Origin of the sequence: Thiocystis violacea (assembly GCF_016583565.1) — a bacterium.
Lineage (GTDB): Bacteria > Pseudomonadota > Gammaproteobacteria > Chromatiales > Chromatiaceae > Thiorhodococcus > Thiorhodococcus violaceus_A.
Genome location: NZ_NRRF01000030.1, coordinates 37,551 through 62,395, shown reverse-complemented (window position 1 = coordinate 62,395; position 24,845 = coordinate 37,551). Strand labels below are relative to the sequence as shown.

The following is a 24,845-nucleotide window of genomic DNA, read 5'->3' as shown; positions in this document are numbered from 1 at the left end:
TTGAGCGGCTGCGCGCTGATCTCGCGGCTCGGGATGTCGAGATCCAGCGGCTCAAGACCGAAGTCGCTCAAGCGCAAGAGAAGGCGGCCGCAGCGCGGGCGCGTGAGTCTGGCTACCGCGAGCAGATCAGCCGGCTCGAATCCCGCCCCGTCCAGGTCGAGAACCGATCCGACCGTGACAGCCGCATCCTGGCGCTGTCCGGGCTCTCCGAGGTCAAGGTTTCCGAGACCCTCAAGGCTGAAGGCATCAAATGCTCGCCTCGCACCGTGGGCAACGTGCGCCGTCGCCACCGTGTCGCCTGAGCCGACGACACCTACCCGCGTAGCGGTTTCTCGTGGGCTGGAGTCTGAGCCAAATCTGAGCCAACATATACCCAACACAAGGCGCATTTTCACACTACGCGGCAAGGTTGCGGCTCTGGTAAATGACTGATTCATAAACCATCCGACTGGTGTCGAAAAGTGAGGTGAGTCGGCTGAGTAGGACTTAAAATCCCTCGGCTTCGGCCGTGCCGGTTCGACCCCGGCTCCGGGCACCATCTTAAGAAGCAATGGCTTTCCGTGTCATTGTTACCCACCCAGGTCACACTCGGACCTCGTTCGCTCGGACGCTGGCGCTTTGTGGTTCTGGGATCGAGCAGACCGCTGATCAGGATACATCCGTGTTTCCACTTGCGACGGGCTCGTCCGCTCCCGCCCTTCGGCAGGCAAGGGCGGCTGCCGAAGAGCAGGGGGGTTCCGCACGTCCGCCGCGCGCGGCTTCACTGAGTCGTCAACGAAGACTCGGTGGCTCTCAGAATTTGACGTTGACCGCGGCGTAGAAGGATCGCCCTGGCCCCGGTACCGGGGTGCCCCACTGCGGGTCGTTGCCAGCGGCGGGAATGGTCATCGTCGTGCCCTGACCGACGTAAGCGCCGCCAAGGGGTAGGTCGTAGAAGCGGTCGAAGAGGTTCTCGACGCCAAGCTCTAGACTCCAGCGTTTGGTTTCATAGCGGCTGCGCAGGTGCGCCAGTCCATAGCCGGCGGTGGGCATTTCGTTGCGTACGTCGGAGACATCGTCTTTCGCGGCCACGAACTCGCCTTCCAGCGTATTGCGCCAGGGACCAAGCATTTGCTCGATGGAGAGCTTGGCGTTCAAGGGCATGATGTTATAGAGGTCGTCGTCGGTGTCGCGGTTCTTGCCTTTGGTGTAGCTGGCAAGGACCCGAGCCGTGAAGTCGCCGAAGTCGGTCCCGCGCGCCATCAGAGCGTGCGCCGAGAGGTCCAGACCATAGAGATAGGCGGATTGGTTGACGTACTTGAGCACCGTGAAGTTGTCGACCACGGGTACCGTTCTGGGCGCATTGGTCGTTGCGTCCCACTGGACGGCATCGATGTAGTCACTCACGTCGCTGTAGTAGGGCGTCACCGTGATTCCCCAGCGCTCGGCGCTGGCATCGTGCCAGTCGGCCGTCAGGCTCAGCGTGCGGGCCACCTCGGGGTCTAAGTCGAGGTTGCCGACATAACCATTGCCATCACCGACGAAGTTGTTCATGAAGGCGGCCATCTGCCAGGTCGACCAGGTGTAGCGCTCGTACAGGTTCGGCGAGCGGGTCTTCTGTGCGACCCCGATCGTATAGGTCTGGTGGGGGTCGAGGGTGAGCCGGGCGATCCAGGACAGATCCAGGTTGAGGTCCGACTTGGTTCGATCCTCGGCATTGAAAAGGGCCGCGTCACGGGTCTGGTTGCCCATGCCGCCAACCCCGCTGGTCGGGGCGCTGCCGAGGTTGTAGCCATGCACGGAGCCGGCATCCATCTCCACCACCTCCAGACGTGCGCCCAGGATCTGGGTCCAGCGGTCTTGCTCGATCTCCCACTCACCGAAGGCCGCGTAACGGTCGCGCCGCCCGTCGTTGATGTTCCAGAAGGTGTAGGGCCACATGCCGGCGCCTGAGGCATTCCACCAATCGTCCAAGCGATAGCGCTGATACTCGGCACCCAGGCGCAAGAGGTCGCCCTCCGCCAGGGGCAGTTCGGCGCTGAAGTTGAGGCCGCCGTTCTTGCCGTCGGTGTCCATCGGCATGCCCGCGGCGCACCCGACCATCTTCCCGTTGACCATCGTGGAGCCGCTGATGGGCGCGCAAGCGGACCCGTTGGTTGCCGTGTCGCCCCCAGAGCCGCTCGGCGGTTGCCCAGGGCCGTACCAGTAGCGCTTGTCATCGCCGAAGTCCATTTGGTGCTGTGTGTGCTCGTAGTAGGCTCGGACCTTCAACTCGCCCCAGCTCTGCGTGCCGGTATAGGCCAGGTTGAACTGGTCGCTGAGGTTGTCCGTCATGTCCATCCGCTGGTTCGGATAGTTCTCGTAGGGGATGTGCTGGCGGCCAAGGGTCACGTCCAGCAGATGCGGGCCGCTCCGCCAGCCGAGCTTGACCGACTGATTGGTCGCCACAAAGGCGCTGGAGCCCACCTCGTCCAGATCCAGGGTATGCCCGGCGCGCCCGGTGAAGTCATCGTCCTTGAAATCGCCGCCCGCCCGGTAGTTGTCGGATTGGCTGTAGGCGCCGGTGTAAGTGAGACTCAGGCTCTCGGTGGCATGGGTTCCCGAGAGATTCCCTCCCCAGGCATTGCCATTGCTCCGGTAAAAGGTGCCCATCTCTCCGCGCGTCAGCTGTTTGCCAGGGTCGGCGAACGCCGGGGGTGCCGACTGAACCAGAATGCTGCCGCCGATGCTATCGCCGCCGACACTGACCGGCGTGACACCCGCATAGACCCGCACGCTGTCCACGGCTGTGGGATCGATGTAGGACAGCGGAGAATTCATATGGTTGGGACAGGTGGCAACCAGGTCCATGCCGTCGACCTTGGTGCGCAGTCGGTCGTCCGCGAGGCCACGGATGACCGGGAGACTGGACACACCCCCAGCCCCATAGGTACTGACGCCGGGGATATCGGTGAGGAGTCTGGCGGTATCGCTGGTGCGGGCACGCCCAAGGTCAAGCTCCGCCGGACTCAGCGTCGTGGAGCCGACATCCAAGGGCGTACCCTGAGGCGCTGTCACCATGATTTCCTCCAAAGTGACGACCTCGTCGGCCAGGGCGCTCGAAGCCCCGATCCCCCCGGCAACTGCCGCCAACACGATACGCTTCATCATCGGATCCCCCCGCAATTCTCAGCATGATTCGCAAGCGGGGAGAAGGATAGCTTGGATGCGCTCCGTGAAAGCCGCATCTTCCCATCGCCTGATCCGGATCAGCGATGCCTGTGTGATATGCCACAGTCTTCGAGTCGTCCGAACCCGTTTCGCCTGAGGCATGCTCTGTCCCCGATGATGTCTTTCGTGCGATGGCGGAACGCGACCGGTGGGCAAGCCCTGGCTCCTCGATGGCCACGACACGGAATCGACGTTGCTTCGAGATCATTCATTCAAGACAAGAATCCTGAGGATCGACCCATGAAGTCCATTTCTACGCTCATGCTGGCCGTCATCATCGCGACCTCTCTCGCCGCTGGTCCCGCCTTTGCCGGAGAGATGGATCCGCTGTTCGTGAATCTGACCACTGACGACAGCCATCGCGCCAGGATGGCGATGAATTTCGGCCAGAATCAGCTCAAGCGCGGACACCCCTTGACGATCTTCCTCAATGATCGGGGCGTCTTCCTCGCCTCCACCGCGAACGCCGCCAAATTCGCGGATCAGCAGAAAGGGCTGGAAGCCATCATGGAAAGTGGCGGGACGGTCATCGTCTGCCCGATGTGTATGAAGCACTACGAGGTCTCCGAATCGGATCTCTTGCCGGGGCTCAAGGTCGGCAATGCGGATTTGACAGGCGGTGCCCTGTTCCAAGACGGCACCAAGACCTTGAGCTGGTAGCGACGTTCCAGGACCGAAAGAACGCGGGCGCACGGGGAGGGCGTCGCTTCGCGGTAGGTGTCGATTCGATCTCTGACGTGGGGGCGACGACGTCTATCGGATCACCCAAATGACGGGATCACGCTGACGCACTCAACGGGCTTCGCATTGCGCGACGAATGGACAGGCATCTCTGGAGCAGAGTGCGTCGCTGTTGCCGGGGCGGTTGCGCTCGCAGCAGGCATTCGAGCAAGCGGCATTGTCGTTGCGTTGATCGAGTGAGGCGCCCCCGGTGCTCGCGTTCAGCGTGCAGATGCAGGTCGTGAGTGCTCTGGGTTGGGGCGTGGCGGAGATCGCGTCGCGGCCATCCATGGTGCTGGCTGACGCCATGGCGACTGCTGCTGGCGCTGGCGATGGTGCTTCGTTTTCGCTCGCTTCCGGTGTCAGTGTCCTGTCACCTCGTCCGTCGTTGCCGGAGTAGGGCTGGCCGGGGGTCAGAATCGTCGTCACGCCGGTGGAGCGGGGTTCGCCCTCCACGGATAGCCACTCCGCGCGTACCTCGACCTCTTGGTAGTCTGGATCGGTATGAGCGGTCACGACCCAATGGCGGCGGAACTGGGTGTTGTCGCCGGGCTCGCTGGCGGGTGTGTCGCTGCCGTTGACCAGCGCCACATCCTCGAGGACGGCGAACTGGCGCAGCTCTTCGAGCTTCTGTTGTGCCAGGTTGATCGCCTTGGTTTGGCTCCTGGTCGCGCTGCTCTGTTGATTGAGGTCGCCCTGGAATTGGGCGAGCGCGAGGAGTCCCGAGGTGAGGACCGTGAGGGAGATCATGGCCTCGGTGAGGCTGAATCCCGCTTGTCTGCGCTTCGTCGTCCCGGTTTTCATGGGCAGATGCGACCTCCGCCGGTTAGTCCCAGTCCCGCCAGGTGCCTGGTACATGCGCGGCACCTGTCACGACTTGAAAGGCTGCGTTTAGGGCGCTGCCGCTCCCGTAGTGGGTTTCGATGAACATCGAATCCTCGCCGGGCGCCTGGGCCTCTCCCTCCCAGATCACGGCGCCCTGGATCTTGGCCCCCGCCCAGGTCTGGCTCGCGCAGTCGCCCTCGAAATAGACGATGCCATAGACGCTGATGTCCTCAGTGAAGGATGGGCATCCGCTGGTGCGCGGCACGATCAGCAGGAGGGGTTTGCTCGGGGTGCCGATGGTTCGGTTGTCGACGCCGTCTTCGTCCGCGCAGCTTCCGGTGAGATCCAGCGCGCCGATCGGACCCTCGCGCTCGATCACATAGATGCCGGGGGCCGAGCTGGCTCCGCAGGGGATCTTGTCGGCGAAGGCGTGGCCGGCGTCTTTCGCGAGCTGGACCGCTTGATCGAAGCCGAGTTCGAACAGGTGACGCCAGGCGCAGTCTGTATCGGGACATCCCTCGAAGCTGGCGCGGCGGTAGTCGCTGCTAGGGCCCTGTTCATCCGGGGTGAAGATGCGATCCTGGTTGCGATCCGACCATGTCGAAGCCTGGACGGACCCCGCTGGCAGGCAGCTTGCGTTGGCCTGCTCCCCCGTCGCCGCGGCAATGGCTGATTCATCGGAGAGGATGATCTCGCTCGCCTGGGGTGCGGAGGTCATGCAACCGCCGAGAACCAGCGGAGGCGGCATCCGGGTCTGCGGCGATACGGCGAAGAGGCCGGTCTGCGAGAAGCAGCTGCGTGCCGTGGCCGTCAGAGCGGTGTCGCCAACGGCGAGCGAGGTGGAGCGCACGCAAATGGCGTTGCCGGTTTGGATGAAGGTCAAGAGGACGTCGTAGATCTGGCCGCTCGTTGAGCGATTCTGCGGCGGGCTGGGTGGCTCGATGCCGGGGAGCCAGACGTTGCGCGCCAGCCAGGCGCGTGCGAAGTCGAGGCCGGCCTCGGCGGCCTGCTCGGCCCCGATGGATTGGAGTTCGTTGTTGGCGATGCGCTGCTCGACGACGCCTGTGCGGCCGGCGCTGAACGCGAGGATTCCGGCGCCCACGAGCAGTAGCAGGCCGAAGAGGAGGGTCATGGCGCCGGATTGGCGCCGCCTCTGGGCATGCCTGTGGGGCGGCTTCTGGATCTGGGCGCCCTTCATGGCGTCACCAGGTAACGGTCGTTGCGCACCGCGACCGTTGTGGAAAGACTGCGCGCGCTGTGCGTCCCCTCGGCGAGTTGGCCCCTGAGCGAGATCTGGACCGAGCGGATGGATTGGCAGGTATCGCCCGATGCGCAGGGCTCGGTTCTGGCCTTGGCGGGATTGGCGTTGCGGATCAGGGTGGTCAGGCGGAACTCCAGATCCGTGATCAGGATGTCCGGGCTGGTGATGCGTTCCCAGCGGCCGGCGTCGCAGCAGAAGCTGAGGTCGTCCTTGCCATAGCGCCCGACGCGCATTTGGATGCTCTGATCCCGATGGCGGAAGCCGAACATCTCCATGTCGATCGATTTGGTCTTGTCGGTCCGATCCGGCGGGTACCAGGACCGCCAGGCGTAAGGCTCGTCGTTGCCGGCGGCGAAGGGCGCGCCGCCGTCGAGCCCGGTGGGCCGCGGACACTCGGTTTCGTCGTCCGCGCGATCGCAGGCACGGATGCCGATGCGGGCATCTGCGTCGAGATCGTAGCTATAGGTGAGGCAGCCGCCGGTCTGAACCTCTGTCATGCAGTCACCTGAGGCGTGAAACGCGGTGCAGGTCGATGGCGCGCACTCGCCGGTTGCGGCCGCGGTGTCGATGCAGAGGTCGTTGTTGACACGGCCGTATCGGCGCTGGAAGGGGTTGTTGAGGGGGCTGAGATCCGCGGCGTCCGTATCGCCGTCGCCGTCCGCATCCAGCGTGCCCTCCGCGTCCAGCGTGCCGGTCGGGTCCGGCCGAAGTCCCAGATCGGTCCAGTCGAAGCGGCCATCTGCATTGGTATCTCCGTCGGCATTGGTGTCATTGAAATCCCAGAAACCGGCGCGCCGGATATCCATCTGCATCACGTCCAGCGCGGCCCTCAGCTCTTGGTCGAGGCGAGCCTCCATCAGGGTGTCGCGCGCCCCTTCTGAAATCATGAGGTAGACGCTCAGGGTGGCGGTGAGCACCAGGGTGCCGACGGCGAGTCCCACCATGAGGCCGGTGAGGGTGATGCCGGCCTGGTGTCGTCTGGGGCTGAGATCAGCCATTGCAGGGGTCATAGCCTGGCAGGTCTCCAGTTGGCGAGCAGAGGCGCACTCGGCCGAGCCGCGAGAGCAGGACCTTGAGCGATGAGCCCCGCGCCGATGTGAGGAGCAGGCTGCCGTTGATGGCGGTCGCTCGGCGGGGCTCGAAGGTCGTTCGCGTGAAGGTCGCGCTGAGGCTGACGCCAGGGAAGTCGGCGCCGCTCACCCGCTTCAGCTCGCAGAACCTCGGGGCTGGGGTCGAGACACGGCAGTCGCAGCCAAAGGGGCGTTCGACAGCGACGCCATAGCACCATTGGCCGACGTCGAGACTCAGCTGGAGCGGCCGGTTCTGTTTGATGGATTCCGAGCGCGCCCAGCGCAGATCCTCCGCAATGGCCTGGGCCGCGGCCTTGAGTCGATTGCGGGCGATCATGGACTGCATGGACGGAACGGCGATGCTCATGAGCACCGCCAGCACGGCAATCGCGACCAGGAGTTCAAGGAGGGTCAGGCCGCGACTCCTGGACGTAACGCGCGTGAGCGGCATGCGCTCGGCCGATGGAGCGCCGCCCGAGCGCCAGTCGATGCCTGTTGGCTGGGTCGGGGCAGGCCGTGTCACCAGCACTCCCGGGGCGCGCGGTGGCCATCCTGGTCGAGCGTGATCGGATTGCAGGGGATTCCAGCGGCCTTGTCATTGGCCTGGTCGCCGAGGGGAACCGCGATCGCCCGAAACGCGCTCGCGCTGACGCCGTCGAGGCTGAGTCGGTAGTGTCCATCCGGGCTCATGTCGCTCAGGCCGAGGCTAGGCGATGCCGCCGCGCCGGTGGCGCATCCGCGCGTTCCAGTGACTTGGCTGGCATACCGGGGACAGTTGGCGCGGAGCTTCTCCTCGGCGATGGCCACTTTCATCAGGGCGGTGTGTGCGTCGGCGCGTCTGGCCTGTCGAATCTGCTGCTGAAAGGACGGAAAGGCGAGCATCGCGAGGATGGCGACGACAGCCAGCGCGATCATCAGCTCGATGAGTGTGAAGCCGTCCTGTCTCTCGGCCAGGGTGGCCTTGGATGAACGCAAGCGAGGCGTGTCCTCTTGTCGGCCCCGATGCATCTCGCTGTTTGACACGAAGCGCGCTCGTTTCATCAGGTTCTCGCATGGGCGTACGCTCAAGGAGTCTCTCGCAAGGGGGTCTTCGTCCACCACTTCAGGCGGATTCGTGTGCGTCGAATGGGTCATCCGAACTCGCCTCTGGCGTTCTTTGCGTCCTCTCGTCGAGCGATGAGTATAGCGAACTGTGTCTGATGAAGGCGAACACCCGCTTCGATCGACCTTTCAGCCGCCGAGGCCGAGCCGCGCTGTGGAGGCCTGCCCGCTTCGAGTATCATTCAAGGCCGAGATTCCCCAACGCACCGTCGGGGTTTGCCGTCAACGAACCAGTCTAAGGAGAGTCTCCCTTGCTCGATTTGATTTATGCCGGTGGCTGGCTGATGGTGCCCATCGTTCTGTGCTCCATCATCGCCACCGCAATCGTGATCGAACGTGCCTGGATGCTGCGTCGTCGCAGAATCATGCCGGAGAATCTGGTCGCCCGTATCTGGCAGCTCCACCGCGACAAGTCGCTCTCTGACGCAACCATCCTGGAGATCCGCACGGGTTCTCCGCTTGGAAGAATGCTGGCGGCGGGTCTGATCAATCGGCACCACAGCCATGAGATCATGAAGGAGGCGATCAATGACGCGGGGCGCCATGTCGTCGCCGAGCTCGAGCGTTTCCTCAATACGCTCGGCACCATCGCGGCCGTGGCACCGCTGCTGGGGCTGCTCGGCACCGTGCTCGGTATGATCGATGTCTTTGGCGTCATCATGGAGGCAGGTGTCGGCAACGCGGGCGTGCTCGCGGGGGGGATCTCCAAGGCGCTCGTGACCACGGCGGCCGGCTTGTCGGTCGCCATTCCGGCGCTGCTGTTCCATCGCTTCTTCGACAACCGGGTCGGTCAGCTCGCGATCGACATGGAGGAGCAGGCCCTGCGACTGGTCGAGGTCCTGAAGGGAGAGCGTGAGGACGGCGGGGAATTGGCATCATGAATCTGCGCCCACATCGACGCGCGCCGGCCGACATCAATCTGACGCCACTGATCGATGTCGTCTTCCTGCTGCTGATCTTTTTCATGGTCTCGACCACCTTCAAGGACGAGGCCCGTCTGCGCGTACAGCTCCCGCAGGCGCAGGGCGAGGACATTTCTTCCGAGGAACCGGCCATGATCCGGCTCGTCATCGACCGGGCGGGGAGCTTCTTCCTGAACGATCAGGCGCTGACCGACGCCAAGCCCGAGTCCCTCGCCAAGGCCCTGGCGGAGCTGAAGCGCCAGGACGGGGCGTTGCCCGTGCTCATCCAGGCGGATGCGGCGGCGACCCACCAGTCGGTCATGACGGCGATGGATGCCGCCAGTCAGGCCGGCCTCAATCAGATCGCCTTCGCGGCGACGCGGCCCGACGACAAGAAAGCGCCATGAGCAAAGACCAGGCCCTCTCGACCACGGAGGCGCGCGTGGTCTACCGGCGGTTGCTCGGCTACGTTCGGCCTTATTCCCGGATGTTCATCTTTTCGATCGTCGGCATGCTGGTGTTCGCAGTCACCGAGCCGCTGTTCGCCGCGATGATGAAGCCGTTGATCGACGGCAGCTTCGTGGAGCGCGACATCGAGCTGGTGCGCACCATGCCCTGGCTGCTGGTGGGGCTTTTCCTGGTGCGCGGCATCGCCGGATTCATCAATACCTATTTCCTGAGCTGGGTGGGGCGGCGCGTGGTCGCCGACCTGCGCCAGCAGATGTTCGAGCACCTGCTGCGCGCCCCGACGCGGTTCTTCGACAACAGCGGTTCGGGCCACATCCTCGCGAAGCTCACCTATAACGTCGAGAACGTTGCCAATGCGGCCACCTCGGCGGTCACCACCCTGGTGCGCGATGGCTTCACCGTGATCGGCCTCATGGCCTACATGCTCTATCTGAACGCAGGGCTGTCGGTCATCTTTCTGGTCATCGGGCCGGTCATGGCCGCTTCGGTGAAGTACGCGACCAAGCGTTTCCGCCGGCACAGTCGACGGATTCAGGATCGCGTGGGCGACCTGACGCACGTCGCCCAGGAGGCGATCGACGGCCACCGTGTGGTGAAGGCCTTTGGTGGTCAGGCGCGGGCGGCGCGCCGTTTCGGTCTGATCAACGAGAAGACGCGCTCGCTGCAGATGAAGATGATCGCGACCGAGGCGGCGAGCGTTCCGCTGGTGCAGCTCATCTCCGCTGCCGCCATCGCCGTCGTCGTCTATCTCTCCACCATGCAGGGGCTCAAGGAAAACATTTCGGTCGGCACCTTCATGTCCTTCGTGGTCGCCATGGGCCTGCTCCTGCCGCCGGTCAAGCGTCTGACCTCCGTCAACGCCCAACTCCAGCGGGGCATCATCGCCGCCGAGAGCCTCTTCGAGCTGATCGATTCCGAGGAGGAGCGGGACCAGGGCGCCCGAACGCTCGCGCGGGCGACGGGCCGTGTCGAGTACCAGGGCGTGAGCCATGTCTACTCGGAGGACAAGGCGCCGGCCATTCAGGATGTGAGCCTGGTGATCGAGCCGGGCGAGAAAGTCGCCCTGGTCGGGCGCTCCGGCAGTGGCAAGAGCACCATTGCGAGCCTCCTGCCGCGCTTCTACGACCCGACCCAGGGCGAGATCCTCATCGACGGCATCCCGATTCGCGAGCTGACGCTGGCGAGCCTGCGTGCGCAAATCTCGCTCGTGAGTCAGGAGGTCGTCCTCTTCAATGACAGCATCGCCAATAACATCGCCTACGGTTGCGCCGAGCCGCCCAGCACGGCGGAGCTTGAGCGCGTGGCGGCGAGCGCCCATGCCCTGGAGTTCATCCAGGCGCTGCCGAACGGCTTCGAGACGGTGGTCGGCGACCGTGGCGTGCTGCTCTCCGGTGGTCAGCGCCAGCGCCTGGCAATCGCCAGGGCGATGCTCAAGGATGCGCCCATCCTCGTCCTCGATGAGGCGACTTCGGCCCTGGACACGGAGGCGGAGCGCCACATTCAGGCCGCTCTGCAGGAGTTGATGCACCGCCGCACCACGCTGGTGATCGCGCACCGTCTCTCGACCATCGAGAATGCCGATCGCATTCTGGTGCTGCAGGATGGGCGGATCGTCGAGCAGGGTTGCCACCAGGAACTGCTGGCGCTTGGGGGCTACTACGCGCGGCTTCACCGGCTCCAGTTCCACGATTCGGTCGCGGATCAGCCCGTCCTGGCCTGAGGCCGCTCATGATGGATCCGACCCGGCTCTGGTACGGCCCCAGCCTGCTGTCGTGGTTCTTGCTGCCGCTGTCCTGGCTCTACTGCGCCATCGTGCGGGTGCGTCGTCTCGGCTACCGCCTGGGGTGGATGAATGTCGAGCAACTGGCGGTGCCCGTCATCGTGGTCGGCAATCTGACGGTCGGCGGTACTGGCAAGACCCCGCTCGTGCTGCGTCTGGCGGCGCTGCTCCAAGAACGCGGCTGGACGCCTGGGATCATCACGCGCGGCTACCGCGGCAAGGCCGAGGCTTGGCCCCAGAGCGTGCGCCCAGCGAGCGATCCGGTTCAGGTCGGCGACGAGCCGGTTCTGCTCGCGCGCCGCAGTGGCTGTCCTGTCGTCGCTGGTCCGGACCGGGTTTCCGCGGGGCGGATGGCGATCGCCACGGGCGGCTGCGACATTCTGCTGAGCGACGATGGTTTGCAGCACTACGCCCTGGGCCGCGATCTGGAGATTCTGGTCATCGACGCCCAACGCGGCTTCGGCAACGGTCGCTGTCTGCCGGCCGGCCCCTTGCGCGAGCCTGTGTCGCGACGGGCCAGTGTCGACCTGGTCGTCTATAAAGAGGGGGCGGGGCAGGGGCATGGCATGCGGCTGGAGCCGGGTGAGGTCAGGAGCCTCTGCGCGCCAGATCGTGCATTGGAACTGGCGGACTTCCGCGCCGAGTCCATCCTCGCGGTCGCCGGTATCGGGGACCCGGAGCGCTTCTTTCGCGTGCTGGAAGGAGAGGGGTTGAAGATTGCAAGGCGCCCCTTCCCGGATCACCATTGTTATACGGCCGCTGACGTGGCTGCGTGGGGCGACCGAACCGTCATCATGACTGAAAAGGATGCGGTCAAGTGCGCCGCCTTCGCGACCGAGCGCCACTGGTACCTGTCCGTCGAGGCCAGGTTAGACGCCGCCTTCGAGACACACTTCTTTGCCAAACTCACGGAGTTCACACGTGGATAAGGGGTTCAAGGTGCTGATTCCGGCGCGTTACGGGTCGACGCGACTGCCGGGGAAACCTCTGCTTGAGATTGCCGGTAAGCCCATGATTCACCATGTCGTCGAGCGCGCCTTGGCCAGCGCCGCGGATGAGGTCGTGGTCGCGACGGACCATCAGCGCATTCTCGATGCCTGTGCCGGGTTGGGCGTCAAGGCCCTGCTGACCGATCCTGGGCACCGCAGCGGTACGGACCGTGTCGCGGAGGCCGCCGAGCAGTGCGGTTGGGATGAGGACACCATCATCGTCAATCTGCAGGGCGACGAGCCCTGCATGCCCTCCCGGCTCATCGACCAGGTCGCCGCCGATCTGGCGGCTCTGGACGAGGTCGGCATCGCGACCCTGGCCTATCCGATCCGGGACAGTGCCGTCCTCTTCGATCCGCACGTTGTCAAGGTGGTGACGACGGCCGCCGGGCTCGCGCTCTACTTCTCACGCGCCCCCATTCCCTGGCATCGAGACGAGTTCCTGGGCAAGAAGGCCACGCTGCCATCGACGGTCAGCTTCTTGAGGCACATCGGACTCTACGCCTACCGGGTGTCGTTCCTGAGGCGCTACGTCGGATTCGAGCCCTCGCCCTTGGAGGTTGCGGAGTCGCTTGAGCAATTGCGGGTGCTTTGGCATGGCGAGCCGATTCGCGTCGGACTTGCCGTGGAGGAGCCTGGGCCAGGCGTGGATACCGGGGACGACCTGGCGCGTGTTGCAACGTTGCTGGCCGGGCGCTGACGCTCCAGGTGCGGTGGGCGATGGGGCGTTCGAGAGCGGTCATTCGCGTCGGAATCGCTTCCAGAATTGCGTGCGGTGCCTTGACGGAAGGGCCGCGCCAGATGTCCCTCAATCGACGATGACGGGGTGATGCAGCATGGCAGAGACGATCGAAGTGAGTTTTCCAGGCGGTCAGCGTGTGGATGCCGCTATTCGTGAGTTCAGGATCGAGACGGACCAGTCCATCGAGCACGGCGGTGGCCAGTCGGCGCCCCAGCCCTATGATCTCTTTCTCGCCTCCATCGCCACCTGCGCGGGCATCTTCGCCTTGAAGTTCTGCCAGAGTCGTCATCTCTCGACGGACGGGCTCAAGGTGTTCATGGATTGGGAGCCGAACAAGGCGGACCCTTCCGATTCGCAGGTGGTGCTGCGGCTCCGGCTGCCAGAGGGTTTTCCGGAGAAGTATCAGGCGGGCATTCTCAAAGCGATGGACCTCTGTGCGGTGAAGCGCACCATTCAGCAGCCGCCTAGGTTCGAGAGTCGTGTCGAGTCCGGCTGAGGGTGAGCGCGGCGTCGACGCGACAGCCGCACACCGGTGTGCCGGCTGCGCAGAGGCAGGCTTCTCAGACACCGTTGCAAAAAAAACCCCGCGGATGCGGGGCGAATCACCACTGAGGAGGTCAGAGAACGAGATGGGAATCGATCGGCTCGTTGTCTTGCCTTCTGTTAAGCAGAAACCGGGCCAATGTTAATTTTTGCTGGAAATGCCTTATCGTTCAGCGTTTTGTTGTCTCGCCTCTAAATGACTGAGGATGCCGCGCTTGGATCAATGCACAGTTACGGCTCCTGGATTCGGCAAGCGCACTAGCTTGGTGCGTGCGTTCGCGCAATTCGGCGCAACCTGTGTTTTTTGTGCAACGCTTCTGGGTGGTGCTCCCGCGCGCTGTGAGTCCTCCCTCACGCAGCCTCAGGCTGGGGGCCTGCGGCTGGCGACCGAGTCTTGGTTGTCCTTGGGCGCTGCCGCGGGCGGGCGGGCTGCGAAGCCGCCGGATACCTCTCGCTCAGGCGCGGCCTCTGACGCGAACCGGCTCGGAGAGCGCGTCCGTGACGCGGCTCTGGAACAACGCCAGGCGCGGCAGCGGCAGGCCCTGCGGAGCGAGGTCAGGCGTGACCGCTCGGGGCCGTCCGCGGCTGTCGATCTTCCGGGTGACCGGTCCGGCCTGCCTGCTCGGATCAGGTCGCTGGAGCTGGGTCAGCAGCAGGCGCGAGAGGCCCATCGGGTGCGACGCGATCTGAGGGCGGACCACTGAGCGATTGCGCGAGCTGCCGAGCGTCCGCATGTCCATGATCTTCGAGCTGCCTTTCGGAATGGGCCACTGCGCCCAATCCCATTCGATCCAGGAACTATCGTCGCTTATGAGCAAGTCAGTCAGAGTCAAGGTTCTCTTCGTTTGCATGGGTAATATCTGCAGGTCGCCGACCGCGCATGGTGTCTTCCGCAAGCTGGTCATGGATGCGGGACTCATGGATCTGGTCGAAATCGACTCCGCCGGAACCCATGCCTATCACGTCGGCGAGTCGCCCGACAGGCGCGCCCGGGAGACGGCGGCGCAGCGTGGTATCGATATCGGTGACCTGCGTGCCCGGCGGGCGAAGGCGGAGGATTTCCACCACTACGATTATGTTCTGGCGATGGACCGGGACAATCTCGATGCCCTGTCGGAGATCTGCCCGCCCGGGCAGGAGTCCAAGCTCAGACTCTTGATGGACTTCGCGCCCGATTTACGGATCCGTGAGGTTCCGGACCCCTACTACGGCGGTCAGCGCGGGTTCGAGCGCGTCTTCGATATGGTGGAGTCGGCCGCGCTCGGGCTCCTGGAGGACTTGAGGGGCCGATATCTCTGACCGCCAGGCTCGTCCACCGCGGCGTAGTCCGCATGGAGGCGAAAGCGCTTCAAGTCCTCGCGCAGATCGCCGGCGAGTCTGAGATCCAGGTCGTGCGGATGAATGCCGATGCGTATCCAGCCGATCGCGCGGCAGCGTCGGCGGTTGACGCGGTTCCAGAGTCGAATGACGGGTGTCCGCCAGGCGCGGTCCGCTTCGTAGCCGAGCATTGGGATTGGGTGGAGGCGTCCCGTCTGCCCGGAGAGGATGCCCGAGAAGAGTTCGTATTGCAGAAAAGGCAGCCCCGCCAGGGCGCTGCGTTCGATCCGTCCCATCGCCCAGGCGGGCGGGACGTAGAGGGCGGGTGCCTTCAGCCCTTGTTCCAGAAACCAGCGGTGACAGCGACTGATCAGCGCCAGTATCCCGTCGGCATCCAACGCCAGGTGCTCCGCGACGTTGCGTGAGATGAACCCTGCATGCAGGCGATGCCTTAGTCCCCCATACCGCTCGACCTGATGACGCCAGCCGTGACCGGCGAGCTCATAGCCATGCGCCTCGAAGCCCCTGAGGATTGCGATCTCCTCGGTCGACCAGTCGCACCCTGGGACGACCAGGAGGGTGACGGCATTCACCCCTTCGGAGCGAAGCAGGGCGAGGATCCGCTCGACCTGGGGCAGCGTGCGGGGCATGACGTCATGCACCGAGACGAGTGCGCGAACCTCTTCAGCCGCGTGCATCGACGGAGCGGCCGAAGTTGCCGTGTAGCACCGCGATCCAGTGCTCCAGATTGCTCCGATTGAGCGCGATCGCGGCCTCGCGCGCGATGCGCGTCTTGCGCTCTCGAATCGCGGGATCCAGATCGCGCACCCGTGCCAGGGTGTCCGCCAGATGCTCGTCGTCGCGAATCGGGAAGATGCCGCGGTTGAGGTTGTCCCAGCTCGTGATGCCGCAGGCCGAGGACACCACGACGGGACGCTCGCGTGCCATGGCCTCGAGCGCGATGGTGCCGAAGGACTCGACCCGGGAGGGGAGCACCAGGGCATCGACGCTGTCGATCAAGGCCATGATGCGTGCCCGCCGCACCCAGCCGATGAGACGCAGGTTCGGCAGGTCGCCGCCGTGTGCCTGCAGCCAGGGCTTGAGTGGCCCGTCGCCGGCGATCAGGAACTCGAGGTCCGGCAGACGGCGCGCGGCCTCCAGGATGGCCTCGAGGTTCTTCTCGGGCGCCAGCCTGCCGGCGAAGAGGATGCGTTTGACGGTCCCGTCGAGCGGGACCGTGGGACGGTCGAGGAAGCGTTTGGGGATCGGGGTCGCCATCAGCTCGACACGCCGTGCCCCGATCGCGCGTGCGACCTCGATCATCTGCTGCGAATTGGCCAGCACGAGCTGGCTGCGTTTGAACAGCAGGCGGTGGCAGGCGCGCAGGTAGGCGTTGGCGATCCGCGCCCTGAGGCCCCAGTCGTGGAAGAGATCGGTCAGTGCCTCGAAGTGGGTATGGAAACCCACGACCAGGTTCACCTGGCGGCGTCCGGCGAGGAACATCCCAAGCATCCCGTAGGGGCCGGGCGTGGGAACGACGACTACATTGGGCGAGAGTCGCTCCAGGCGCCTGCTTACGAGCGAGTAGGAGGGGATGAGGATCTTCTGCGTCGGGTCGCCCGGCAGTGGGAGCTGGATGCCGCCGTGCCAACGCCCGCTATGTTGGCGTGGGGCGACCAGTTCCACGCGAGCGCCGCTGGCCTTGAGGTGGTCGGCCAAGTCTCGGTAATAGGCGCCCACGCCGTTCCGCTCGGGTGCGGCGTCCGACACGATGGCAACACGCAGGCCCCGCGCCACGCTCGAAGTATCGGTACCCATCTGATGATCAGGGGCTGACAGATTCAGCATAGCTGCGCGGGCTCCCTCGTCGACATCGCTGAGAATGGGTGGCATGGCACCGAGGAGCCGGACAGGATGTGCTTCACATGGACCGCTCCGTAACACACTCGCCGTGGCGGGTACCCATCTCTGGGGTCGAGGCCGGCTTACCCGTCGTCGCGCCTAGTGCTGCGATACCCTGTCGAGCGAGGGTCGCGTCTGATCAGGGTTGGATCGCGCGCGCGGCGAGTGTCCCGTAGAGGTCTCCCAGCGTTCGGTCGATCTGCTCCTGAGAGAGCCCGAACTGCTCGATGTGGTAGCGATGACCGCTGCGGTAGCGTCTGGCCCTGGTCTCCTGCTCCGTCAATCGGTGCCGGAAGGCGGGTGTGATGGCGAGACCCAATTGCGCGTAGATCCGCTCGATCGCATCGCCAAGGCCGGCGTTCAGGGTCTCCATAGTAACCCAAGCGCAGCGATTTTCGGGGGTCGCGGAAAAGGCGCGATCCAGGTTGAGGTAGTAGAAGCCGAGCTGCTCGGTCAGGCGCTCGCGCAGCTGCGGCGTCTGCGAGAGGGCGTCGAAAAAGGCGATGCCTGACGCGATCGAGCTGAGCTGCGAGGGAAAGGTCTTGGTCGGCTCACGCAGGCAGACCAGGAAGCGCGCATCGTCGAACGCCTCGCTCAGGGTGCCGGCCAGTGGGGCGAAGGCGGCGTTCTTCGAGAGCAGGCGTTTGTGTGGACCATGGACATAGAGGTGTCTCTGCAGACAGCGCCGGTAGAAGTTCATGAGGCGGCGTCGCTGCGCGGGCGGCATGTCGCGGTCGAAGGTGCCCATGCGCCAGAGATGCTCGGAGTGCGGGAAGGGCAGGATGAGAATGAAGCAGGCGAGGACCGGCATCAAGGCGAAGTAGTCCTCTTCGGGATCCCCCAGCTGCATGCTGTGGACGTCTGCGATGCCGCCGAAGAGGTGCGACTCCAGCCACCCGGTGAGCCGCCTGAGCGACCCGCCCAGCCTGGCGTCTAGAGTGGCTAGGCCGAGCCAGAATCGACGGGCGGTGATCGACAGGGCGAAGAGACATTCCCAGGTCGAGAAGGTCGTGTATTGCTCGTCCTTCGCCAGCACGCGATGCAGATGCGTCGTCCCGCTGCGCGGAACGCCGAGGACGAAGAGTGGCTCGCGGATCTCGACGCGCCGATAGGCAGGGAAGAGGAGTTCGTCGAGCAGCAGCCCGATCCAGTGGATGCCCTGGACCACGGCAAACGCCGGGATGAAGGCCAGCATGACGAGCAATCGCTTGACGCTGACCGCTGGCCGACCCCGTCCGGGAAAGACGACCCGGTAGGCCAGGACCGCAAGCCGTGCCTGGCTGTCGAGGAAGAGTCTCAGCATCATCGCAGGTCTACCTTCGCTGAAGGGCCAGTGAGTGCTCGGGGTGGGCGCGGCTCTGGTGTCGGCGCAACGGGGCTTGCCGTGAAGCCCCGTTGCCGACCTGGCTCAGGCGTCTTCGGAGGTTGGGGCGGAGCCCCCTTGGGAAGCGGCCAATGCGGGACTGGGCGTTGGCGTGTCGTTCGCGAGCGATCGCGCCGGGTGTGCCTCCGTGCTCGACTCACTGGATGCCTCGGAGGGGCGCTCGCGCGTCACGTCCGGTGCAGGCAGCATCTGTTGCGGCTCTGGCCGCACCTCCGGTGCCGCTGGCGTTTCAGGGGCGTCTGGACGTGGGGGCGCCGTTTCCGGGCTGGCGGCGATGGGCGAGGGCGTGTCTTCCGTGCGACGCGTCTCCTGCCGTGGCTCCGTGCTCTCGGATGCCTGCGCTGGCGCGGTCCCCAGGGTCTCCGCCTCAGGCGCGGGAGCGCCGTGGGTGCGCTCGGGCCTCGACGACTCCGTGGTCTGTGCGGTCAGGTTGTCCGAGTGTGGATGGGTCGTCTCGCCTTGTTCGCTCGTGTCGGCTCTGGTGCCGTCCGCCGCCTCCGCACTGGCTGCGGGGCGACGCCGGTTGCGTCCGCCACGACGGCGGCGCGATGAGCGAGAGCGCTCACCGGTCGGTGGATTTCCGGCATCGGCGCCTTGGTCGCCATTGGCCTCGGCGGTGTCGTCTTCCGTCTCGCCGTCCGGGGATTCGTCCGCGGCCCGCTGATTGGCGCGGCTGGGGGTTTCCGGTCTCTGTTGGCGTGCGACCGCTACACTGTTATCAGCGGCCGTCGGCGCGGATCGATCCTGCGCTGAGGTGTCCGCTGTCCAGTCCTCGGTCGCCGCATTGGCATCCCGTTGTGCCGACTCGGTGCCCCGGGGTGTCGCCTCGGCGTCCATTTCTAGACCGCTTGGGCGCGCTGCCTCACGCGGCCGCGGGTTCTCCGTCTGCGTGCCGCGCTCGTCCGTGCGCTGTCCGGTGGTGCCAGACCCCGAGCCCCGGCGGCCGCGACCACGCGAGTTGCTTCTGCGGCTGCGCGACTCTCCGGTCCGTGTGCCCCCGGATTGGTCGTCACCGCCGGCTGCATCCGCGCGGCGCTCGCTCGGCCGGCCGGCCTGTGCCTCGCGTCGCGTGCCGCTCGTTCCATCCTCCGCGCCGGTGCCGCTGCGGCGCCGCTCCTCGGCTGAGCGCGGCGGACGTGTGCGCGGGGGCGAGCTGTCACGATCCGGCGTGGTGCGGCGGATCCCCGGCGAAGGCTGGCTGACGCCGTGCCCCGAACTGGCCGCTGCATCCGTGTCAGAGGGCGTGACGCGGTCTGCGTCCGCGTCCTGGCCGTCCTCGGAATCCGGGCTGCGTGGCTGGAAGAGACCTGTCCAGATCCGCTTGAGCAGACTGTCGGGCTCTGTTCTATCGGGCTCCCGGCGGATCGAGACGGGCGGGCTCGGCAGGCGGACGCGCTCCGGCTGCGGCGCGGGCGCGGTGTGCGTCACCTGTTTGACGGCAGGCTCCTCGGCCCGCACGGGTTGCCCGAGCTTGGCGTAGTGCGGGGTGCCATCGTCCTCGGCCGGGGCGGTCATCTCGTAGCTCGGCAGGTCGTCGGCCTCTTCCTTGGTGGCGTCCTGGTCGCGGATGCGCTCGATGCGATACTCGGGCGTCAACAAGTGCTCGTTCGGCAGCAGGAGGATCTCGACATCCTGGCGCTCCTCGATATCGAGGATGGCGCGACGTTTCTCGTTGAGCAGAAAGGTTGCCACGCTCACCGGGAGCTGGGCGAGGATGCGATGGGTGTTCTCCTTCATCGCCTCCTCCTCCACCACGCGCAGGATGGAGAGCGCGAGCGATTCGACCCCGCGGATGGTGCCCTGGCCCTTGCAGCGCGGACAGATCTGCTGGCTGGATTCGCCGAGCGATGGGCGCAGGCGCTGCCGGGACATCTCCAGCAGGCCGAAGCGTGAGATGCGGGCGATCTGGACGCGTGCGCGGTCCTGCTTGAGCGCCTCGCGTAGCCGATTCTCGACCTCGCGCTGGTTCTTGGGCGGGGTCATGTCGATGAAGTCGATGACGAAGAGTCCGCCAAGGTCACGCAGACGCAGTTGTCGGGCGATCTCGTCCGCCGCTTCCAGATTGGTGTTGAGCGCGGTTTCCTCGATGTCCGCGCCCTTGGTGGCGCGCGCCGAGTTGATGTCGACCGAGGTCAGGGCTTCGGTGTGATCGATCACGATGGATCCGCCGGAGGGCAGACGCACCTCGCGCTGGAAGGCGGACTCGATCTGGGATTCGATCTGGTAACGGGTGAAGAGCGGAACCTCGTCCTGGTAGATGCGCAGCTTCTTGAGGTTCTGCGGCATGACCTGCCGGATGAAGTTCTCGGCGCGCTCGTAGACCGCCTTGTCGTCGATCACGATCTCGCCGATGTCCGCGCGCAGATAGTCGCGGATCGAGCGGATGATGACGTCGCTCTCCTGGTAGATGAGGAAGGGCGCCTTGCGGCTCTCGCCCGAGCTGACGATGGCCTTCCACAGCTGCAGCAGATAGTTGAGGTCCCACTGCAGCTCTTCGACGTTCTTGCCGACGCCGGCGGTGCGCACGATCAGCCCCATGTCCTCGGGGATCTCGAGCTGGCTCATGGCATCGCGCAGCTCGCTGCGGTCCTGGCCCTCGATGCGGCGCGAGACGCCGCCCGCGCGCGGGTTGTTCGGCATCAGCACCAGGTAGCGACCGGCGAGCGAAATGAAGGTGGTCAGCGCCGCACCCTTGTTGCCGCGCTCCTCCTTGTCGATCTGAACGACGACCTCGCGGCCCTCGCGCACCGCTTCCTTGATGTTGATGCGGGCGCCGGGCTTGACGCTATCGGGCTCGAAGTAGGCGCGCGCGATCTCCTTGAGCGGCAGAAACCCATGGCGGTCAGAGCCATAATCGACGAAGGCGGCCTCAAGGCTGGGCTCGACGCGGGTAATGGTGCCCTTGTAGATGTTGGCCTTCTTTTGCTCTCGCCCCGGTGATTCGATATCGAGGTTGTACAGTACCTGCCCGTCGACGGTCGCGACGCGCAACTCTTCCGGCTGAGTTGCGTTGATGAGCATTCTTTTCATGTTGTTCCTTCTTACACACCACGGCGCGTGACCCGTGGTTGGGCGCCCCGCCACAGACCTCGCCCGGAGGTCGTGCGGTCGGCTAGGCGCGTCGCCCTTCGGCCCGCAATCGCGGCGGCCTGAGGCGTCGGCACTGTCCGTTCGGCCAGTTCTTGTGGACGGGCTGCAACGGGCACGCGCGTATGAACGATTGTTTACGGGTCCTCTCGGACACCCGCGTCTTTCGGACGCTTCCTGTTGTTGAGGGAGGTCCGCTTCGGAGCGGCTGAGAAAATACCGGCGGCGCCGGTCGGCCTCGACGCGAGCCACAGGGGGAAATCGCTGGGTGTAGAATCTGCGTCGCTCGCTGTCACGAGCTGGCTGGAAGCACCTCGCGGCCCCTCAGGCAGCATGGTCAGGTGTTGAATGCCGGTCTGGGCCTGAGGGTCGTTTTGGCGCCCATCTTGGGGGCGTTGGGTTCGAACCTCGGGATACGCTCGCCGCTCCGGAATGAAGGTCTATTCCACTGGCCAGCGCAAGTCGCTAATGTTAGCAGCGAAATACCTAAGCAGCAATTGAGCCATTCGGGCAGGTCCTTATCCAATTGAAACCCCCAAATCCAGCGACCAAGCTTCGGTCCAAGCCAGATTCCCATCCCCCTTCCTCATCGCGCTCCTCAGAAGACCATGGTGGGGGTGCTGTTACCACAGCACAACAGGTCCGTGTCGATCAGGAGTCGGAGGGGCAGAGGATCGATAACTTCTTGTTGCGCGCCGTCAAAGGTGTGCCTCGCAGCCACGTCTATCGGATCCTGCGGCGCGGCGAAGTCCGCGTCAACAAAGGCCGAGTGAAGGCGACCTATCGGGTGCGGGCGGGCGACCTGGTACGCATCCCGCCGCTGCGCCTGGGCGAGGCGGCCCCCGTGGGGCGCCCCTCGGACGCCCATTTGGCGCGGCTCGACGCGGGGGTGCTCTACGAAGACGAGCGTCTTCTCGTTCTGGATAAGCCCTCCGGGCTCGCCGTGCACGGTGGAAGCGGGCTGAGCTATGGCTTGATCGAGTCGCTGCGCCAGCTGCGGCCGGGCCGTGAGCTGGAGCTGGTCCATCGGCTGGATCGCGAGACCTCCGGCTGCCTGGTCGTCAGCAAGCGGCGCAGCGCCTTGCGGGAGCTGCATCGGATCATCCGCGAAGGCGCCATGGGCAAACGCTATCTCGCGCTCATGGCCGGCGAGCTGCCGCGCCAGGAGGTGCTAGTCGACGTGCCGCTGAGGAAGAACGTGCTGCGCAGCGGCGAGCGTCTGGTCGAGGTCGACCGGGCGGAAGGCAAGGAGGCGCGCACGCGCTTTCGCCGCCAGGCCCGCTTCTTCTTCCGTGGGCGGCCGCTGACCTTGGTGGAGGCCGAGCTCATGACGGGGCGTACCCACCAGATCCGCGTCCACGCGGCGCACCTGGGCGCTCCCCTGGCCGGGGATCCCAAATACGGCGATGACGCCCTCAACCGGGCGTTGAAGGAGGTCGGGCTGACACGCTTGTTCCTGCATGCCTCCGCCCTGAGCTTCCGGCTTGGCGACATGCCCCGCCCCCTGCGCGTGGAGGCGCCCCTGCCCGGCGAGCTTCAGCGCGTTCTGGATGCCTTGGAGGCCGCACCATGAGATTCGAGCTGATCGTCTTCGACTGGGACGGCACCCTGATGGACTCCGAGGCGCGCATCGTCGCCTGTATCCAGTCCGCCTTCATGGAGCTGGGATTGGCCGTGCCGCCGCGCGAGGCCGCGCGCGATATCATCGGACTGGGGCTGGAGGAGGCCATGCGGCGCCTCATGCCAAGCGCCGACGCGGCGACCATCGCCGAGCTGGTGGTTCAGTATCGGCGGTATTTTCTGGTGACCAACCAGACGCCCTCCGTGCTCTTCCCAGGCGCTTGCGAGGCGCTGGATTGGATCGCGCAACAGGGGTCTCGGCTGGCGGTCGCCACGGGCAAGAGTCGCATCGGCCTTGACAGGTCCCTGGCCGAGACCGGCCTGGGCGCCTTTTTTCACGCCACGCGTTGCGCGGACGAGACGTTCTCCAAGCCGAATCCTCGGATGCTTTTCGAGTTGATGGACGAGCTTGGAGTCCGCGCGGCCGAAACGCTGATGATCGGCGACACCGAGTATGACCTGCAGATGGCGCGCAACGCGGGCGTCGCCTCGCTCGCGGTCTCCTACGGCGTCCATGCCGCGGATCGATTGATGTCGCACGGCCCCCTTGCCTGTCTGGATTCTCTGCATGCGCTGCCCGGTTGGCTGACCGGGCTTGAGGATGCTGACGACCAGGCTTGCTAGACCACTCGCGAGCGACCTAACGTTCGGCGGCGGCCTGGCTGCCGCTCGAATCGCCCCCATAAAGAGTCGGGCGTTGTGGCGCCATGTCCGCAGCGCCCTTTCCCCGACTTTACGATTCCGGGCGCGCGACGCCCCCCCGAGGAGTATTTGATGAACTGGAGATTCTGGAAACGACGCGAGGCGCCCATGCCCTCGCCGGATCAGCCCGACTGGGAGCGCGCCGTCATGAATCGGATGGCCGCCGAGTACGTGCACGACCAACGCAGCCGGCGGCGCTGGGGTAACGCCTTCAAACTGCTGATTCTGCTTTATCTTGTCGCCTTGCTGGTGATTGCCAACAGGGGCGATCTGAGCGACATGGTCTCGCCGGGCGAGAAGCACACCGCATTGATCGACGTCAAAGGCGTGATTGCCGCGGATTCGGACGCGAGTGCGGATCGCGTCATCACGGCCCTGCGTGCCGCCTTCAAGGCCGATGACGTCAAAGGCATCGTCATCCGCATCAACAGCCCAGGCGGCAGCCCGGTGCAGGCCGCCTACATCAACGACGAGATCAAGCGGCTCAAGGCCAAGTACAAGAAAGACAACGACAGGGAGATGCCGGTCTACGCCGTCGCCGTGGACCTCTGCGCCTCCGGCGGCTACTACATCGCCGTGGGTGCGGACCAGATCTATGTCGATAAGGGCAGTCTGGTCGGCTCGATCGGCGTCCGCATCGACAGCTTCGGTTTCCAGAAGGCCATGGAGGACTACGGCATCGAGCGCCGGTTGCTGACTGCGGGGGACAACAAGGGCATCCTCGATCCCTTCTCCCCGCTCAGCGAGTCGCAGCGTCGCTTCATTCAGGGCGTGCTCGACAATCTGCACCAGCAGTTCATCGCCGAGGTCAAAGCGGGGCGCGGCGACCGGCTCAAGGGCGGCGATGAAATTTTCAGCGGACTCTTCTGGAGCGGGCAGGAGGCCGTCGAACTCGGTCTTGCCGATGGTTTGGGCAGCTCCAGCTCCGTGGCCCGCGAGGTCATCGGGGCGGAGAAGATCGTCGAATACACCCAGAAGCGCGACCTGCTGGAATCCGTCGCCAAACGGCTGGGCGCGAGCTTTGGGGCTGGCATCACGGAGAGCCTGGGCATCTCCACGGGATTCGGCATTCCTCACTGAGCCGGCGCGCTTCGTCGAGGTATGGGGCTATCGCGATAGCCTCGTAGGATGGGCAAAGCCCGTGCGATGCGCTTCGTTCGGAGCGCTGAGGGTCGGCGGGCGTGCCCATCTTTCCAGCTTCGCGCCTTGCAGGATGGGCACGTCCGCCGAGCGCCGAGGTTGC

At 65.2% G+C, this 24,845-nt stretch carries 23 protein-coding genes; 12 read left to right on the top strand and 11 right to left on the bottom strand.

Features of this window, described 5'->3' with window-relative positions:
• Positions 1 to 302: hypothetical protein (locus tag CKO23_RS13525; protein WP_200331986.1), on the top strand; the 302-nt coding region annotated here is incomplete at its 5' end.
• Positions 303 to 792: 490 nt separating this feature from the next.
• Here the strand turns inward: CKO23_RS13525 and CKO23_RS13520 are convergent.
• Complete coding sequence (locus CKO23_RS13520; RefSeq protein WP_200331996.1) at positions 793 to 3,126, bottom strand: TonB-dependent receptor; 2,334 nt, start codon at positions 3,124 to 3,126, stop codon at positions 793 to 795.
• A gap of 303 nt (positions 3,127 to 3,429) precedes the next feature.
• Here CKO23_RS13520 and CKO23_RS13515 point away from each other — a divergent pair, with 303 nt between their 5' ends.
• Positions 3,430 to 3,849, top strand: coding sequence for a DsrE family protein (locus CKO23_RS13515; RefSeq protein WP_200331984.1), 420 nt, complete (start codon positions 3,430 to 3,432; stop codon positions 3,847 to 3,849).
• 132 nt (positions 3,850 to 3,981) lie between these two features.
• Here the strand turns inward: CKO23_RS13515 and CKO23_RS13510 are convergent, their stop codons facing one another.
• The 5 genes from CKO23_RS13510 to CKO23_RS13490 are packed head-to-tail and all read right to left on the bottom strand — an operon-like array spanning position 3,982 to position 8,040.
• A complete protein-coding gene (locus tag CKO23_RS13510; RefSeq protein WP_200331982.1) occupies positions 3,982 to 4,713 on the bottom strand; it encodes a type IV pilus modification PilV family protein in 732 nt (243 codons plus the stop codon).
• Between the two features lie 22 nt (positions 4,714 to 4,735).
• Positions 4,736 to 5,932 (bottom strand): hypothetical protein, encoded by a 1,197-nt coding sequence (locus CKO23_RS13505; protein ID WP_200331980.1) that lies wholly within the window; start codon positions 5,930 to 5,932, stop codon positions 4,736 to 4,738.
• The gene (locus CKO23_RS13500; protein ID WP_200331978.1) at positions 5,929 to 6,993 is read right to left on the bottom strand and encodes a PilW family protein; all 1,065 of its coding nucleotides are present in this window, start codon (positions 6,991 to 6,993) and stop codon (positions 5,929 to 5,931) included. Before CKO23_RS13500 ends, CKO23_RS13505 begins: the two co-directional genes overlap by 4 nt.
• Positions 6,986 to 7,588 (bottom strand): GspH/FimT family pseudopilin, encoded by a 603-nt coding sequence (locus tag CKO23_RS13495; protein ID WP_346014606.1) that lies wholly within the window; start codon positions 7,586 to 7,588, stop codon positions 6,986 to 6,988. The genes CKO23_RS13500 and CKO23_RS13495 overlap by 8 nt, the downstream gene beginning before the upstream one ends.
• Entirely contained in the window at positions 7,585 to 8,040 is a 456-nt protein-coding gene (locus CKO23_RS13490) for a type IV pilin protein (RefSeq protein WP_242482425.1), read from the bottom strand. Before CKO23_RS13490 ends, CKO23_RS13495 begins: the two co-directional genes overlap by 4 nt.
• A 377-nt stretch (positions 8,041 to 8,417) precedes the next feature.
• Between CKO23_RS13490 and CKO23_RS13485 the strand changes: the two genes are divergently transcribed.
• From CKO23_RS13485 to CKO23_RS13460, 6 genes are all read left to right on the top strand, one after another.
• Positions 8,418 to 9,047 carry a MotA/TolQ/ExbB proton channel family protein gene (locus CKO23_RS13485; protein ID WP_200331976.1) on the top strand — a complete coding sequence of 210 codons (630 nt, stop codon included), beginning with the start codon at positions 8,418 to 8,420 and terminating at the stop codon, positions 9,045 to 9,047.
• A complete protein-coding gene (locus CKO23_RS13480) occupies positions 9,044 to 9,475 on the top strand; it encodes an ExbD/TolR family protein (RefSeq protein WP_200331974.1) in 432 nt (143 codons plus the stop codon). The genes CKO23_RS13485 and CKO23_RS13480 overlap by 4 nt, the downstream gene beginning before the upstream one ends.
• Positions 9,472 to 11,256, top strand: a complete 1,785-nt coding sequence (gene msbA, locus CKO23_RS13475; protein ID WP_200331972.1) for a lipid A export permease/ATP-binding protein MsbA — start codon at positions 9,472 to 9,474, stop codon at positions 11,254 to 11,256. Before CKO23_RS13480 ends, msbA begins: the two co-directional genes overlap by 4 nt.
• Positions 11,257 to 11,264: 8 nt before the next feature.
• Entirely contained in the window at positions 11,265 to 12,245 is a 981-nt protein-coding gene (gene lpxK, locus CKO23_RS13470; RefSeq protein ID WP_242482424.1) for a tetraacyldisaccharide 4'-kinase, read from the top strand.
• Positions 12,238 to 13,005 (top strand): 3-deoxy-manno-octulosonate cytidylyltransferase, encoded by a 768-nt coding sequence (gene kdsB / locus CKO23_RS13465; RefSeq protein WP_200331970.1) that lies wholly within the window; start codon positions 12,238 to 12,240, stop codon positions 13,003 to 13,005. Before lpxK ends, kdsB begins: the two co-directional genes overlap by 8 nt.
• A 136-nt stretch (positions 13,006 to 13,141) precedes the next feature.
• A complete protein-coding gene (locus CKO23_RS13460) occupies positions 13,142 to 13,543 on the top strand; it encodes an OsmC family protein (protein ID WP_200331968.1) in 402 nt (133 codons plus the stop codon).
• Between the two features lie 502 nt (positions 13,544 to 14,045).
• Here the strand turns inward: CKO23_RS13460 and CKO23_RS13455 are convergent.
• The gene (locus CKO23_RS13455; protein ID WP_200331998.1) at positions 14,046 to 14,423 is read right to left on the bottom strand and encodes a hypothetical protein; all 378 of its coding nucleotides are present in this window, start codon (positions 14,421 to 14,423) and stop codon (positions 14,046 to 14,048) included.
• Between the two features lie 16 nt (positions 14,424 to 14,439).
• Here CKO23_RS13455 and CKO23_RS13450 point away from each other — a divergent pair, with 16 nt between their 5' ends.
• On the top strand, positions 14,440 to 14,889 hold the full coding sequence (locus tag CKO23_RS13450; RefSeq protein ID WP_440870568.1) for a low molecular weight protein-tyrosine-phosphatase: 450 nt from the start codon (positions 14,440 to 14,442) through the stop codon (positions 14,887 to 14,889).
• Here the strand turns inward: CKO23_RS13450 and CKO23_RS13445 are convergent.
• The 4 genes from CKO23_RS13445 to rne form a co-directional block, all read right to left on the bottom strand.
• Positions 14,805 to 15,605 carry a polysaccharide deacetylase family protein gene (locus CKO23_RS13445; RefSeq protein WP_200331964.1) on the bottom strand — a complete coding sequence of 267 codons (801 nt, stop codon included), beginning with the start codon at positions 15,603 to 15,605 and terminating at the stop codon, positions 14,805 to 14,807. The genes CKO23_RS13450 and CKO23_RS13445 overlap by 85 nt on opposite strands.
• On the bottom strand, positions 15,592 to 16,725 hold the full coding sequence (locus tag CKO23_RS13440) for a glycosyltransferase (RefSeq protein ID WP_242482423.1): 1,134 nt from the start codon (positions 16,723 to 16,725) through the stop codon (positions 15,592 to 15,594). Before CKO23_RS13440 ends, CKO23_RS13445 begins: the two co-directional genes overlap by 14 nt.
• A 223-nt stretch (positions 16,726 to 16,948) precedes the next feature.
• Complete coding sequence (locus CKO23_RS13435) at positions 16,949 to 18,115, bottom strand: sulfotransferase (protein WP_242482422.1); 1,167 nt, start codon at positions 18,113 to 18,115, stop codon at positions 16,949 to 16,951.
• Between the two features lie 102 nt (positions 18,116 to 18,217).
• Entirely contained in the window at positions 18,218 to 21,223 is a 3,006-nt protein-coding gene (gene rne / locus CKO23_RS13430) for a ribonuclease E (protein WP_200331961.1), read from the bottom strand.
• A 583-nt stretch (positions 21,224 to 21,806) separates the two neighbouring features.
• Here rne and CKO23_RS13425 point away from each other — a divergent pair.
• The 3 genes from CKO23_RS13425 to CKO23_RS13415 all read left to right on the top strand — a co-directional run bounded on the left by CKO23_RS13425 (position 21,807) and on the right by CKO23_RS13415 (position 24,682).
• Positions 21,807 to 22,853 (top strand): RluA family pseudouridine synthase, encoded by a 1,047-nt coding sequence (locus CKO23_RS13425; RefSeq protein WP_200331960.1) that lies wholly within the window; start codon positions 21,807 to 21,809, stop codon positions 22,851 to 22,853.
• The gene (locus tag CKO23_RS13420) at positions 22,850 to 23,524 is read left to right on the top strand and encodes an HAD-IA family hydrolase (RefSeq protein WP_200331958.1); all 675 of its coding nucleotides are present in this window, start codon (positions 22,850 to 22,852) and stop codon (positions 23,522 to 23,524) included. Before CKO23_RS13425 ends, CKO23_RS13420 begins: the two co-directional genes overlap by 4 nt.
• Positions 23,525 to 23,674: 150 nt before the next feature.
• Complete coding sequence (locus tag CKO23_RS13415; RefSeq protein WP_200331956.1) at positions 23,675 to 24,682, top strand: S49 family peptidase; 1,008 nt, start codon at positions 23,675 to 23,677, stop codon at positions 24,680 to 24,682.
• Positions 24,683 to 24,845 lie beyond the last annotated feature (163 nt).